We start from the raw sequence: 13,425 nt of genomic DNA, 5'->3' as shown, positions 1-13,425 counted from the left end.
GTAATTAGCGACGACCTTCAGCGATCGCAGAAACTGCCTGCATTTCAGCGGCTTCTTGCTCTTGCTGTTCCTGGCGTTCACGCACATCCAAAATGTGACCGTTAATTAAACCTTCTTCTACTTCACGTAGCGCGATAACAGTATGCTTATCGTTTTCTTCTGGAACTAAAGGATCTTTACCACCAGTTTGTAACTGACGAGCTCTACGTGCTGCGACCAGTACGAGGTCAAAACGGTTACCAATTTTTTCTACTGCGTCTTGAACAGTTACGCGTGCCATAAGTGTGCTACTCCAAAGAAATAAAAAAATGACCTGATATGATACTGAAACTATTCTCAGTCTGCTAGTAATTTGCTGATTAAAGCACCATGTCGCTGGACTTGGCGGCTTAATTTCAAACGCTCCGCACGCATGATTGACTGTAAATCGCTCAGTGCAGTGTTGAAATCGTCGTTTACGATAACGTAATCGTATTCATTGTAGTGCTCGATTTCACCAACAGCTTGCGACATGCGCTTTTCAATGACTTCATCACTATCTTGCCCACGACCACGAAGACGACGATAGAGCTCATCTTTTGAAGGAGGTAGTATAAAAATACTCCGTGCTTCAGGCATTTTCGTACGAATTTGCTGAGCACCTTGCCAGTCGATATCAAGAAATACATCCACTCCGCTATTTAGGACTTCCTCAATAATAGGTTTTGAGGTGCCATAATAGTTACCGAAAACACAGGCATGCTCTAAAAAGTCATTATTATCAACCATCTGGAGAAACTCGGTTTCAGAAACAAAGAAGTAATGCTCCCCATGAACTTCACCTGGACGTGCAGCTCGAGTTGTATGAGAAACAGAAACTTGCGTGTCATACAACGGTTGTGTCTTCAATAATGCTTGGATAAGACTGGACTTACCTGCACCGCTAGGCGCAGAGAGAATATATAACGTGCCTTGTATCATGATGATTTCTTGAATATTTGAGGGTTAGACATAAAAGATAGCGATAAACCCTACATAGTATACACGTACTTAAGACAACATGCAGCGATATCAATTAACCATGAATTATGAATAAAAAAATTTTGGTAATTGAAAAACTGTGAACGCCTTCCAGAAAATAAATTTAACTTAATGAAAATACCATTTGTTTTGCGAAACGTTATGCAATTAACGGCATGACTTACTGTGTCCCTTGATTTAATCACTCAGAATACGATAGCAACGCAGCGCTATGCAGTTTAGTGCAATTTATTTAACACAAATATGATAGGGATATTATGTACTATTTTTCAGTCAGGAAGTTCTGGAAATTTGGTTGGTTTTGCCTATTACTTCAATACGCAGTATCAATAGCTTATGGTACAGAGTTCGTTGATTCCCAGAAAATATGTCACACATTAGATGATAAATTAATGGGAGCGGAACAATTACGGCTAGGGGAGCAGCTACAAGAGTGGGATCGGCAATATCAAATAGAGGGAGTAAGTGAGGTTAGTGATGAAGTTTATGACCAGATTCTGGCTCAGTGGCGACGTGGACAGCGCTGTCTAAATTTGCCTGATAGATTGCCACAACCAGTACAGCCTAATACGGAACGATTAGTGAAGCACCCCATTCCTCATACTGGGTTGAAAAAATTGAAATTTAAGGAAATAGCACCCTGGCTAGAGTCACGTCATGAAGTATGGTTGCAACCCAAAGTAGATGGTGTGGCGGTGACTTTGCACTATGAGAATGGGCGCTTAGTGTCAATGATCAGTCGAGGTGACGGTAGCAAAGGACTTAATTGGCGAGAAAAAGCGGATTTTATTCAGGGGATCCCAAAAACAATTTCAATAAAGCAATCTATTGTTTTACAAGGAGAGTTATTCTGGAAGCTTAATGAACATGTACAAAAAATAGATGGGGGACAAAATGCGAGGAGTAAAGTTGCGGGTTGGTTGATGCGTAAAGATATGCCTGCACAAGTAACGGATGATATTGGTGTGTTTATTTGGTCTTGGCCTGATAACTCGACGCCTATGAGTCAGCAACTTAGTGAGCTGGCAATGCTAGGATTCGATTTGGCGCAACGGTATAGCCACCCCATAGTAGAGAGCCAATCTATCGCGCAGTGGCGTGATCACTACTATTCAATCTCAATGCCATTCGCGACGGACGGTGTTGTTCTAAAAAGTTTTCCGACACCGTCATCATCAGCTTGGCGAGCAAACCAAAACAGTTGGAGTATTGCCTGGAAATACCCACTAAAAAGTGTTGTTTCAGATGTTGTTGATTTAACTTTTCGGGTAGGAAGGTCGGGAGTAGTGAATGTCATTGCAAACATTGAACCAGTCAGGATAGATGATAAAAAAGTCAGTAAAATACGCTTAGGTTCACTCAATTCGTGGAAACAAAAAGATGTGTTAGTGGGAGATAAAATTCAGCTGACGCTATCTGGGCACGGTGCTCCATTAATGGAAAAAGTCATATGGAGACAGGAACCGCGACAATACCTTAATACATTACCATTGGAAAACTTTCATGCATTGAGTTGTTTATCTTATTCGACAGATTGTGCCTCTCAGTTTGTTGCTCGGCTCACTTGGTTGGGTAAGCAACTTAATATTCGTGGTGTCGGTGAAAAAACATGGATGGTGTGGGTAGAAAAATATGGGCTGTCGGAGTTACTCGGATGGTTATCTCCTGATTGGCAAAATAGATTACCTAAAACTCAACAAACCGCTAATGCTCTTGAACAACTTCAGCAAGCACAACATCAACTAATGGCAAATTGGTTGAAAGGATTGGGTATTCCGCTAAAGGCTGAACAATTAGAAAAAATAGCGGCAATTACGACATTGAATGAACCAGAACAGATAGAAAAGATGGCGGTATCTGAGACGAGGAAGCAAGCACTACAACAGTGGCTGGCAGCGCCCGAAATTAAACAGGCATTACAAACTTTGCAGAATTTAGGCATCAGCCATTAGTTGTTAACGCTAATGGCTGATAGAAAATGAGAGCATTAATCTTGGCTTTCGTAATTGAAAATTGGTAACCCCAAGCGATAGCGAATGGCAAGTAACCGAGCGCTTAAACCAGCGACTAAAGTGATAATCACCACGATATCTTTAGGTAGCGGGGTATACAGCAAACCAATGTATAGCCATGCAGCGGCAAAAGAAACACCCGCATAAACTTCTTTTTGGAAGACTAGGGGGATGGTATTGCATAGCATATCGCGAAGAACGCCGCCGAATACGCCAGTTACCACCGCAGCAATAGCGGCAATGATAGGGCTATAATTCATATCGAGAGCAATTTGGGCACCTAAAATTGAGAAAACAATTAAGCCAATTGCATCGAGTATTAAAAAGAGTCGACGAAGGTGTTTCATCATTGGGGCTATCCAGATCGTAACAACGGCGGCACCAGCCACGGTCATAATGTACTCAGGATGAGCAACCCAACCGAGAGGGTAATGTCCGAGCAAAATATCACGAACAGATCCGCCACCGATAGCGGTCGCAGATGCGATAATGATCACGCCAAAGACGTCCATTTTACGACGTCCAGCAGCTAAAGCGCCAGTCATGGCTTCGGCAGTAATACCAATAATATAAAGAACACTTAATAACATGATGGTTTTATTCAATACTATAGTGATTGTTTAAGGGTAATATTACTTGTGTAGCTTCTCGACTGAGATTTTTTGCTCTCATTAAGAATTGATTAGTTAAAGTAATCCGATAGCCTGTATTAAATGATGTCAAAGGATAACAGATTGAACAGTAAAATGCCTTATAAAGAAAAGCGTATTACCGATGAAGCGCGTAGTCATCAGCTTACAAATATTAATGTTTGGACACCAGATAGCGAATGGCTTGCTTATGATGTCCGACCAAGCGGCAGTTCATTTACTGGGCAAACTATAGAAAAAATTCATGTCACGACGCAGCAAAAAGTCGAAATCTATCGTAGCCAGCACGGATCCCACGTCGGAGTGGTGACAGTGAGTGCTGAAAATCCTCCTCGTTATGCGTTTATTCAAGGACCTGAACATCCAGATGAGTCTTGGCAGTATGATTTTCATCACCGCCGAGGTGTCTATGTCTACGATAATCAGCTTGGAAATGCACATCCCATCGATGCGATGTGTATTACTCCACCCTATATTGCAGGAGCGTTAAGGGGAGGGACTCATGTACATGTTTTTAGTCCAGACGGAAAGTGGCTCAGTTTTACCTACAACGACCATGTTATGCATGAACTCGATCCTAAATTAGATCAACGTAATGTGGCGGTGGCTATACCAATTGGTGCAGTGACTGTCGAGCCTATTGGGCACACGAGAGAGTACGGTGGTGATTTCTTTTGCTGTGTTGTAACAAAAACGACTCTGACTCCCACTCCAAATAGTGACGAAATTGGTCGGGCCTATGAGGAAGGGTGGATTGGTCAATGTGGGTATAGGAATCAAGAAGGTCAATGGCAACGGCGAGCCTTAGCATTTATTGGGGATACGCATCATCATAATGGTGAGGTTGTTCCAGAAATCTATCTGGTTGATTTACCTGAAGACCCAGAGAAATTCAAAATCCCAAGTCATGAGCCCCTGCAAGGCACTAGAAATTCCATGCCTGCACCACCTAAAGGTGTCCAACAAAAGCGCTTAACCTATACACATCAGAGAAAATTTCCGGGTTTAGCGAAACAGCCAAGACATTGGCTACGCTCATCACCAAATGGAGAGTTAATTGCCTGCTTAATGCATGATAATCAAGGCATTGTACAATTATGGACCGTGGGAACCGCAACCGGAGTATTGACTCAAGTGACCTTTGAAAACTCCCCAATTCAGTCTGCGTTTAGTTGGAATAATACAGGTGAGTATCTCTGTTTTGTTCATGATAACAGCATTGTGCGTTGCCATGTGGCGACGGGCAGCATCGAAAGGTTGACGCAAAGAACAGACGCCGCACCAGTTGCAGATGCGGTTGTATTTTCTCCAAATGATAAATTTGTAGCATTTATGCGTGATGTTGATGGGTTTAGACAGATTTATATTGTTGAGACTGGGTTGGCGAATTAATTTTACTCTGAATTAACACTCATGAAGAATAAAGAGATAATGATTCATCTTTTTATTCTTCAGCAAAATAAAAGGCAAAAACTTTCATTAAATGAAATGTGCGATATGAAATGAAAAGTATTGGTTAAAACTAATCATCGCGGTATTAAATAGAATAGATTAAAGGAGATGATAAATCGTTCAATGAAAGAATAAAATATTAAGCCAAATTAAAACAACATTATTAATGAAACAGAAATATTATATTCCTAATTGGAGTGTCGAATAAATACTATTCAATAATGGGCTTTTCATTATGTTTTTTTGATTCTTGTTGCTTATCAAGTTGTTCTACGCGCTTTTTTGGTGATTCAGCGGTTTGAGAATCGCTGGAATGCATATAATCAATAGGGATTAATAATGTATCTACAACAGCTGTGAACGGTAAATCAATAATAAGTAGCGGTTTAACAACCCAGCCAGTATCTTCATGTTGCAACATATCAATACTATTTTTAGTGCCAGGATAATAACTATCGGTAGGGCCTGCATGAGTCATAATACTTGAGCAACCGCTCAATGTAAAAATCAATGATGTGGAAAATGCTAACGACCTAAAAAAAATCAAGCTTGGCATATAATGTTGACCTACATTGAGAGGGGCTTTGTCTAACTTGATATCATGATAACTAAAAACAAAAAATTCACAATCTCGGGAACCTATTATTATTTAAGATACACTCTGAATAATAGTTCTTTTTTGTATTATTTTATGTCGGTCATGTTAATAATTAGCAATGGAATTGTTTTATTTGTGGAATTAAGCTGCGCGATTGAATTGCTGTGAACTGTGCTCTATCACACAACTTCCCTTGTATTTATTTGGCACAATCGATTCAGTTATAAATGTAATACTCCGTATGTCCCATATTTTGGTTACTGTCGTCAAAAGGATAGCGGTCTATGAGTGAATTAGCGCTTACAGTCAGTTTATTAGCCTTAGCTGCCGCATTAGGCTTATGGATAGGTAATTGGAAAATCCGCAATGTGGGTTTAGGGATAGGTGGCGTTCTCTTCGGTGGGATCATCGTTGGGCATTTTGCACGCAGTTATGGCTTGTCTCTCAATAATGATATGCTGCATTTTATTCAAGAGTTTGGTCTTATCCTGTTTGTTTATACCATCGGGATACAAGTGGGACCCGGCTTCTTCTCCTCTTTGCGCGTTTCAGGCTTAAAACTTAACGGCTTTGCGTTGATGGTGGTTATTTTAGGTGCGGTCGTTACCGCTATTATCTATAAAATTGCCGATATTCCTTTACCGATTATTTTAGGTATCTTTTCTGGTGCTGTAACGAATACACCTTCCCTAGGTGCGGGGCAGCAAATCCTTTCTGATTTAGGTTCTGATCCTAGTTTGATCGGTCAGATGGGAATGGGATATGCCATGGCTTACCCTATGGGTATTTGCGGTATTCTTTTAGTGATGTGGCTAGTGCGAATTATTTTCCGCATTTCAGTAGAAAAAGAAGCATCAGAGTTTAATAGCACAAATGTTCAGCATAGAGACTTATTGCAAACCATGAACATTGCGGTACGTAATAGCAATCTTGATGGTTTGATGATTCAAGATATTCCTATGCTAGGTAATGAAGAAATTGTTTGCTCGCGGCTCAAGCGTGGTGAAATGCTTGTTGTGCCTCAACCAACAACGGAAATCCATCTTGGTGACTTACTGCATGTGGTTGGGCAGAAAGAGGACTTAAATAAAGTTCGTTTAATTTTAGGGGAAGAGGTAGACGCATCATTATCAACATCTAGCTCCGTATTACACTCAGTCCGAGTCGTGGTCACTAATGATGCAGTGCTAAGTAAGCGACTAAAAGAGTTGAATCTGAAGCAAAAGTACGATGTGGTCGTGACGCGTTTGAATCGAACGGGTATTGACCTGATGGCGAACAATAATTCAGTGCTGCAATTCGGTGATATTCTGAATATTGTTGGGCGCCCAGAGTCGATTGAAGCGGTAACGGCTTTACTGGGTAATGCGAAACAAAAATTACAACAAGTTCAAATGTTACCTGTGTTTATTGGGATTGGCTTAGGTGTTGTTTTAGGCTCGTTACCAATTTTTGTTCCGGGCTTTCCTGCTGCATTGAAATTAGGTTTGGCAGGAGGACCATTGGTTGTGGCTTTGATTCTTGGTCGAATAGGTACTATTGGGCGGTTGTATTGGTTTATGCCACCAAGTGCAAACTTAGCATTACGAGAACTGGGGATCGTGATGTTCCTTGCGGTGGTAGGATTAAATTCAGGTGGCAGTTTTATCGAAACTCTTATTCAAGGTGATGGGCTCAGGTGGATTGGTTATGGGATATTAATTACATTTATCCCGTTGTTCATCACGGGTCTAGTTGCTCGTATCTTCGGTAAAATGAATTATCTAAGTTTATGTGGAGTACTCGCAGGTTCAATGACGGATCCTCCTGCATTAGCCTTTGCCAATAATATTCACCCAACGAGTGGAGCTGCGGCACTTTCCTATGCAACGGTTTACCCATTAGCAATGTTTTTACGCATTATATCACCGCAGTTATTAGCCATTTTATTTTGGGCGTTATGACGATGGTTGAATGGGAAAATGAGATGTGGAGAAAAAGTATCCGTCTATATAAGGGTGTAATTGGGGCTTGTTCTCGCCATAACTGATATCAGAAAAGTGGTTTAATAACCGCGAATAACATTTGTCATGAACAAATATATTCGATTTCAATTATGGAGTTCTCGCTAATTTTGGCCCTTTCCTTGATGGAAAGGGCTTTTTTTAATCTATTAATTAGACCTAGCGTTCAGATTCTTGATAGGCTTTGTCTAACTCTTGAGCGAGGATTTGAATGCCTTGCTCAATTTTTTCTGGCTCAGGTACATAATTCATTCGCATACATTCATGTGCATGTTGCCAATCCTCTTCAAGCCCCGGGAAGAAATAGTGCCCAGGAACCATCAACACACCACGTTTTTTTAAACGACGGTAAAGTTCCAAACCGCTAATTGGCATATCTTTAAACCAGAGCCATAAGAAAATAGCGCCTTCAGGCTTATGGATGAGGCATCTATCTTCAGGAATGTAGCGGCGAATGATTTTAATAACTTCTTCAACACGCTGTTTATAAAATGGACCAACAATATTTTGAGATAGTTTAAATAAATCATCACGCTGTAGCATTTCAAGTGCGATGCTTGGACCAATACCTCCAGGGGCAAGGCTAATGATGCCATTCATATTGCTGATAGCATCAATTAAATCCTCACTACCAATGATGATGCCGCAACGTGTGCCCGGTAGACCCAGTTTTGACAGGCTCATGCACAGAATAATGTTTTCATTCCAAAATGGAGTGGCTTCACTAAAAATAATACCGGGGAAAGGAACGCCATAGGCATTATCAATCAGTAATGGAATGTTGTGCTGCTTCGCCAATTGATCGAGGTGCAGAACTTCTTCATCTGTAATCACGTTTCCTGTTGGGTTGGTTGGACGTGATACACAAATAACCCCAATGTCTTTCGTGATCTCTAGTGTATTGAAATCAACATGATACTTAAATTGTCCATCCGGTAAGAACTCAATTTGTGGCTTGTTAGCAACAAAAAGATCTTCATCCAGTCCTGAATCTGCATACCCGACATACTCTGGTGCGATAGGGAATAGAACTTTACGGGAGATACCATCTTCAAAGCGACCAGCAAGTAAGTTAAATAGATAGAAAAACGCACTTTGGCTACCGTTTGTTAGCGCAATATTTCGTGCACTGATATCCCAGCCTAGTTTCGCTTTTAGAGTTGCTGCTAGCGCTTTCAACATGGCATCTTTGCCTTGAGGACCATCATAATTGCATAATGTGTCGGTTAATTGACCATTTGCACACATCTCTGCAAGGAGATCCTGAAAGTATTTGTCCATTTCGGGGATATGAGCAGGATTCCCACCACCCAGCATAATAGCGCCGGGGGTTCGAATGCCTTCATTCAAGTCTTTCATTAATTCTGAAATACCTGAATTCTTAGCAAATTTATTACCAAATTTAGAGAAATTCATTGTGTTTTTTCACGTCTATTGATGAGTTTGTTAATGGAATTTCAAACATACCGCGCTACCATCTGGAGTTCAATAGCATAGTTACAGTTATTTTTCATATAAAATATCAAATATTAATAATAAATTGGTTTTTTGAATTAACTTGTGTGTTAAATGTAGTTTATTTGAATTGCAATTTATTCGGTTATTATGGATAAACTCTGATTTATTTATATTGGCAACAACTTACTAAATGATCATTAACCATACCAGTGGCTTGCATAAAGGCGTAGCAAGTCACTGAACCAACAAATTTAAAACCTTGTTTTTTTAGGGCTTTAGAGAGTGTTTTAGACAGTTCTGTTTCCGCAGGAACTTGGGATGATTCAGTCCAGTTATTGACTTTAGGTTGATGATTAACAAACGCCCAAATAAACGTCGAAAAATCCTCACCGTGGTTTTTCATGGATAGATAAGCTTTAGCATTGGAAATAATCGCATTGATTTTTAATCGGTTACGGATAATGCGAGCGTCTTGCATCAATCGTTCTACATCGGTTTCATTCATTAAGGCAATTTTTTCGGGATCAAATTGATGGAATAGTTCTCGATAACCTTGGCGTTTTTTCAAAATGGTATACCAAGACAGCCCCGCTTGTTGCCCTTCAAGGCAGATCATTTCAAATAGTTGGTGATTATCTTTGGTAGGTTTCCCCCATTCATTATCGTGGTAGGCAATATATTCAGGGTCTTGGTTAACCCAATGGCAGCGAGTGGGCAATGTTTCCATTTTTCATCCTTTTTCTAATTATGTTCAGCTTGTGAGCAAGAATAGAATCTTTATACTGTATAAAAATACAGTTTTAAAGGGGTGAAATTAATTTTTTTTCTTTTTAGAATGATTACATATGTATTCATTGCTGTATATCTGGCGGTCAAAGGGTATACTGGTCACTTTCTTAAATTTCACGTATCGCGTGCGGATCTAACATGCAAAAGTTTGATACCAAAACCTTCCAAGGTCTTATCCTGACATTACAGGACTACTGGGCGCGCCAAGGCTGTACCATTGTTCAACCACTGGACATGGAAGTCGGCGCTGGTACTTCACACCCAATGACGTGTTTGCGCGCTTTAGGTCCAGAACCTATCGCAGCAGCTTATGTTCAGCCATCTCGTCGACCAACCGATGGTCGCTACGGTGAGAACCCAAACCGTTTACAACACTATTACCAGTTTCAGGTGATTATCAAACCTTCACCTGACAATATTCAAGAGTTGTACCTAGGCTCATTAAAAGAGCTGGGTATTGACCCTACAGTCCATGATATCCGCTTCGTTGAAGACAACTGGGAAAACCCAACATTAGGTGCTTGGGGCTTGGGCTGGGAAGTGTGGTTAAATGGAATGGAGGTGACTCAGTTCACTTATTTCCAACAAGTAGGTGGCTTGGAGTGTAAACCGGTTACCGGTGAGATCACTTACGGTCTTGAGCGTCTTGCGATGTATATTCAAGGCGTTGATAGCGTGTACGATTTGGTTTGGTGTGATGGCCCTCTAGGCAAGACCACTTATGGTGATATTTATCATCAAAACGAAGTTGAACAGTCTACTTATAACTTTGAGCATGCAAATGTTGAGTTTTTATTCAAATGCTTTGAAGAGTATGAGAAAGAAGCCCAATACCTGCTCGCTTTAGAAACGCCACTGCCACTGCCGGCCTACGAGCGTATTTTGAAAGCGGCTCACACCTTTAACTTACTGGATGCCCGTAAAGCAATTTCAGTAACCGAACGCCAGCGTTATATTTTACGCATTCGCACCCTGACTAAAGGGGTCGCAGAAGCTTATTATGCTTCTCGTGAAGCGCTGGGTTTCCCTATGTGTCATAAGAACTAAGAGGCTGTCATGACTCAACAGACTTTCCTTGTGGAAATCGGTACAGAAGAGTTACCGCCGAAGGCTCTTCGTTCTCTTGCAGAATCATTCGCAGCCAACTTTACGGCTGAATTAGATAGTGCAGATATTACTCACGGTGCGGTGAATTGGTTCGCTGCACCTCGCCGTTTAGCGTTGAAAGTAGAAAGCTTAGCCGCAGCTCAGCCAGATCGTGAAGTTGAAAAACGTGGTCCAGCGATTTCGCAAGCGTTTGATGCGGAAGGTAAACCAACAAAAGCAGCTGAAGGTTGGGCACGTGGTTGCGGTATTACAGTCGACCAAGCGGAACGCTTAACAACCGATAAGGGTGAATGGTTACTTTATCGTGCTCAAATGAAAGGGCAGCCTGTCAGTGAATTACTGATTGATATGGTAAGCCGATCTCTGGCGAAATTACCTATCCCTAAATTAATGCGTTGGGCAGATAAAGACACTCAGTTTGTGCGTCCTGTTCATACGGTCACGTTACTGTTGGGTAGTGATATCGTTAACGGTGAGATTCTTGGTATTAAGAGCGACCGTATTATTCGTGGTCACCGCTTTATGGGTGAAGCTGAATTCACCATTGATAACGCGGAGCAATACCCAGAAATTTTACGCACACGTGGTAAAGTGATTGCGGATTACGCTGAGCGTAAAGCGATAATTATTGCGAACGCAGAAAAAGCAGCTAAAGCGTTAGGCGGTAAAGCAGATCTCACAGACAGCTTAGTTGAAGAAGTCACCTCTTTGGTTGAATGGCCAGTGGTACTAACAGCAAAATTCGAAGATAAATTCTTAGAAGTTCCTGCTGAAGCATTGGTGTACACCATGAAGGGCGACCAAAAATATTTCCCTGTCTATGATGATGCTGGCAAGTTAATGCCAAACTTTATCTTTGTGGCAAATATTGAGTCATCAGATCCTCAGCAAATTATTTCCGGTAACGAAAAAGTTGTTCGCCCGCGTTTAGCGGATGCGGAGTTTTTCTTCAAAACCGACCGTAAACAGCGTCTAGAAGATAATTTACCACGTTTAGAAACTGTACTGTTCCAGCAACAGCTGGGAACCCTGCGTGATAAAACTGACCGTTTAGAAGCGTTAGCGGGTTGGATTGCAAGTAAAATCGGTGCAGATGTTAATCATGCAACTCGTGCTGGTTTACTGGCAAAATGTGACTTAATGACCAACATGGTCTTTGAATTCACAGACACTCAAGGTGTCATGGGAATGCACTATGCTCGCCATGACGGTGAGTCAGAAGATGTTGCTCTTGCACTGAAAGAACAATATCAACCGCGTTTTGCGGGGGATGAACTGCCATCTACCGATGTTTCTGCGGCATTAGCATTAGCAGAAAAAATGGATACCCTCGCAGGTATTTTCGGTATCGGCCAGCATCCAAAAGGGGATAAAGACCCATTCGCTCTGCGCCGTGCGGCATTAGGTGTGTTACGTATTATCGTTGAAAAAGGCTATCAGCTTGATCTTGTGGAAATGACCCAAGAAGCTGTGCGTCTGTATGGCGATAAACTAACTAACAAAAATGTCGTGGAAGATGTGGTTGAGTTCATGCTGGGTCGCTTCCGTTCTTGGTACCAAGAACTAGGCTACAGCATCGATACCATCCAAGCGGTATTAGCTCGTCGCCCAACTCAGCCTGCTGACTTTGATGCTCGTGTTAAAGCAGTGACTCACTTCCGCTCTTTAGAAGAAGCACAAACGCTGGCAGCCGCCAATAAACGTGTTTCTAATATTCTGAGCAAGTCAGAAGAAAAACTCGCCGATAGCGTGTTAGCTTCTGTACTGAAAACCCCAGAAGAAGTGAAGTTAGCAACTCACGTTGTGGTACTGCAAGACAAGTTAGCGCCAATGTTTGCTGAACGTAACTACCAAGAAGCATTGGTTGAGTTAGCCTCTTTACGTGAAGTGGTTGATGAATTCTTTGCGAACGTCATGGTAATGGATGAAGATCCTGCGGTACGTATTAACCGTTTAACCCTGTTAAGCCAGCTTCGCGAGTTATTCTTAAAAGTAGCAGATATCTCTCTGTTGCAATAGGTTGATTTTTAGTCAGTTATTTTTGATTAAAAAAATGATTGAATAAATATTGCCTTCCCAGTGATTGGGATAAATAAGCGCTAAATATTTTTAGCGCTTATTTTTTGTCCTAAAATAGGCTTAAAATTAAGAAACCATACCATTTTGATGGTTTTATCAGCATACGAACGGTTTTCACTAAAAATAGGGTTGACGATCCCCATTCTTGGCAGTATTATTCACACCGTTTTCGGCGAGTAGCGCAGCTTGGTAGCGCAACTGGTTTGGGACCAGTGGGTCGGAGGTTCGAATCCTCTCTCGCCGACCAAATTCCAAAA

11 protein-coding genes and 1 tRNA gene are annotated in these 13,425 nt (G+C 41.4%); 6 read left to right on the top strand and 6 right to left on the bottom strand.

Features of this window, described 5'->3' with window-relative positions; all coding sequences use genetic code 11:
* Positions 1-4 precede the first annotated feature (4 nt).
* Both rpoZ and gmk read right to left on the bottom strand, forming a co-directional pair.
* Positions 5-280: a DNA-directed RNA polymerase subunit omega gene (gene rpoZ / locus PR766_RS10590; protein WP_006659598.1), complete on the bottom strand. Its 276-nt coding sequence runs from the start codon at positions 278-280 to the stop codon at positions 5-7.
* 56 nt (positions 281-336) lie between these two features.
* Positions 337-960 carry a guanylate kinase gene (gene gmk / locus PR766_RS10585; protein ID WP_006659597.1) on the bottom strand — a complete coding sequence of 208 codons (624 nt, stop codon included), beginning with the start codon at positions 958-960 and terminating at the stop codon, positions 337-339.
* A gap of 317 nt (positions 961-1,277) precedes the next feature.
* Here gmk and ligB point away from each other — a divergent pair, with 317 nt between their 5' ends.
* Positions 1,278-2,972 carry an NAD-dependent DNA ligase LigB gene (gene ligB, locus PR766_RS10580; protein ID WP_154630969.1) on the top strand — a complete coding sequence of 565 codons (1,695 nt, stop codon included), beginning with the start codon at positions 1,278-1,280 and terminating at the stop codon, positions 2,970-2,972.
* A 35-nt stretch (positions 2,973-3,007) separates the two neighbouring features.
* Here ligB and PR766_RS10575 read toward each other — a convergent pair whose 3' ends face one another.
* Positions 3,008-3,622 carry a trimeric intracellular cation channel family protein gene (locus PR766_RS10575; RefSeq protein WP_006659595.1) on the bottom strand — a complete coding sequence of 205 codons (615 nt, stop codon included), beginning with the start codon at positions 3,620-3,622 and terminating at the stop codon, positions 3,008-3,010.
* Between the two features lie 123 nt (positions 3,623-3,745).
* On the opposite strand from PR766_RS10575, the gene PR766_RS10570 reads away from it, so the two are divergent.
* Positions 3,746-5,074, top strand: coding sequence for a DUF3748 domain-containing protein (locus PR766_RS10570; RefSeq protein ID WP_006659594.1), 1,329 nt, complete (start codon positions 3,746-3,748; stop codon positions 5,072-5,074).
* Positions 5,075-5,345: 271 nt separating this feature from the next.
* On the opposite strand, the gene PR766_RS10565 is transcribed toward PR766_RS10570, so the two are convergent.
* Entirely contained in the window at positions 5,346-5,690 is a 345-nt protein-coding gene (locus PR766_RS10565; protein WP_036959671.1) for a YceK/YidQ family lipoprotein, read from the bottom strand.
* Between the two features lie 326 nt (positions 5,691-6,016).
* On the opposite strand from PR766_RS10565, the gene PR766_RS10560 reads away from it, so the two are divergent.
* Positions 6,017-7,675, top strand: coding sequence for a putative transporter (locus tag PR766_RS10560; protein WP_006659592.1), 1,659 nt, complete (start codon positions 6,017-6,019; stop codon positions 7,673-7,675).
* A gap of 219 nt (positions 7,676-7,894) precedes the next feature.
* Here PR766_RS10560 and PR766_RS10555 read toward each other — a convergent pair whose 3' ends face one another.
* Positions 7,895-9,151 carry a valine--pyruvate transaminase gene (locus PR766_RS10555; protein WP_036959674.1) on the bottom strand — a complete coding sequence of 419 codons (1,257 nt, stop codon included), beginning with the start codon at positions 9,149-9,151 and terminating at the stop codon, positions 7,895-7,897.
* 205 nt (positions 9,152-9,356) lie between these two features.
* Positions 9,357-9,920: a DNA-3-methyladenine glycosylase I gene (locus PR766_RS10550; protein ID WP_006659590.1), complete on the bottom strand. Its 564-nt coding sequence runs from the start codon at positions 9,918-9,920 to the stop codon at positions 9,357-9,359.
* 200 nt (positions 9,921-10,120) lie between these two features.
* On the opposite strand from PR766_RS10550, the gene glyQ reads away from it, so the two are divergent.
* The 3 genes from glyQ (at position 10,121) to PR766_RS10535 (ending at position 13,415) form a co-directional block, all read left to right on the top strand.
* The gene (gene glyQ, locus PR766_RS10545; RefSeq protein WP_006659589.1) at positions 10,121-11,029 is read left to right on the top strand and encodes a glycine--tRNA ligase subunit alpha; all 909 of its coding nucleotides are present in this window, start codon (positions 10,121-10,123) and stop codon (positions 11,027-11,029) included.
* 9 nt (positions 11,030-11,038) lie between these two features.
* On the top strand, positions 11,039-13,108 hold the full coding sequence (gene glyS / locus PR766_RS10540) for a glycine--tRNA ligase subunit beta (RefSeq protein WP_006659588.1): 2,070 nt from the start codon (positions 11,039-11,041) through the stop codon (positions 13,106-13,108).
* Positions 13,109-13,338: 230 nt separating this feature from the next.
* Positions 13,339-13,415: transfer RNA gene (locus tag PR766_RS10535), tRNA-Pro, on the top strand.
* Positions 13,416-13,425: the final 10 nt, after the last annotated feature.

The organism is Providencia sp. PROV208 (assembly GCF_028479465.1).
Lineage (GTDB): Bacteria > Pseudomonadota > Gammaproteobacteria > Enterobacterales > Enterobacteriaceae > Providencia > Providencia alcalifaciens.
Note: the sequence above shows the minus strand (reverse complement) of the source record. Positions and strands in the feature narration are given on the sequence as shown.

Bases quoted from the DNA above. Each gene is read 5' to 3' on its own strand.
- rpoZ (WP_006659598.1), bottom strand. From the start codon at position 280: ATGGCACGCGTAACTGTTCAAGACGCAGTAGAAAAAATTGGTAACCGT.
- PR766_RS10555 (WP_036959674.1), bottom strand. From the start codon at position 9,151: ATGAATTTCTCTAAATTTGGTAATAAATTTGCTAAGAATTCAGGTATT.
- glyQ (WP_006659589.1), top strand. From the start codon at position 10,121: ATGCAAAAGTTTGATACCAAAACCTTCCAAGGTCTTATCCTGACATTA.
- PR766_RS10565 (WP_036959671.1), bottom strand. From the start codon at position 5,690: ATGCCAAGCTTGATTTTTTTTAGGTCGTTAGCATTTTCCACATCATTG.
- PR766_RS10550 (WP_006659590.1), bottom strand. From the start codon at position 9,920: ATGGAAACATTGCCCACTCGCTGCCATTGGGTTAACCAAGACCCTGAA.
- gmk (WP_006659597.1), bottom strand. From the start codon at position 960: ATGATACAAGGCACGTTATATATTCTCTCTGCGCCTAGCGGTGCAGGT.
- PR766_RS10560 (WP_006659592.1), top strand. From the start codon at position 6,017: ATGAGTGAATTAGCGCTTACAGTCAGTTTATTAGCCTTAGCTGCCGCA.
- ligB (WP_154630969.1), top strand. From the start codon at position 1,278: ATGTACTATTTTTCAGTCAGGAAGTTCTGGAAATTTGGTTGGTTTTGC.
- PR766_RS10570 (WP_006659594.1), top strand. From the start codon at position 3,746: ATGATGTCAAAGGATAACAGATTGAACAGTAAAATGCCTTATAAAGAA.
- PR766_RS10575 (WP_006659595.1), bottom strand. From the start codon at position 3,622: ATGTTATTAAGTGTTCTTTATATTATTGGTATTACTGCCGAAGCCATG.
- glyS (WP_006659588.1), top strand. From the start codon at position 11,039: ATGACTCAACAGACTTTCCTTGTGGAAATCGGTACAGAAGAGTTACCG.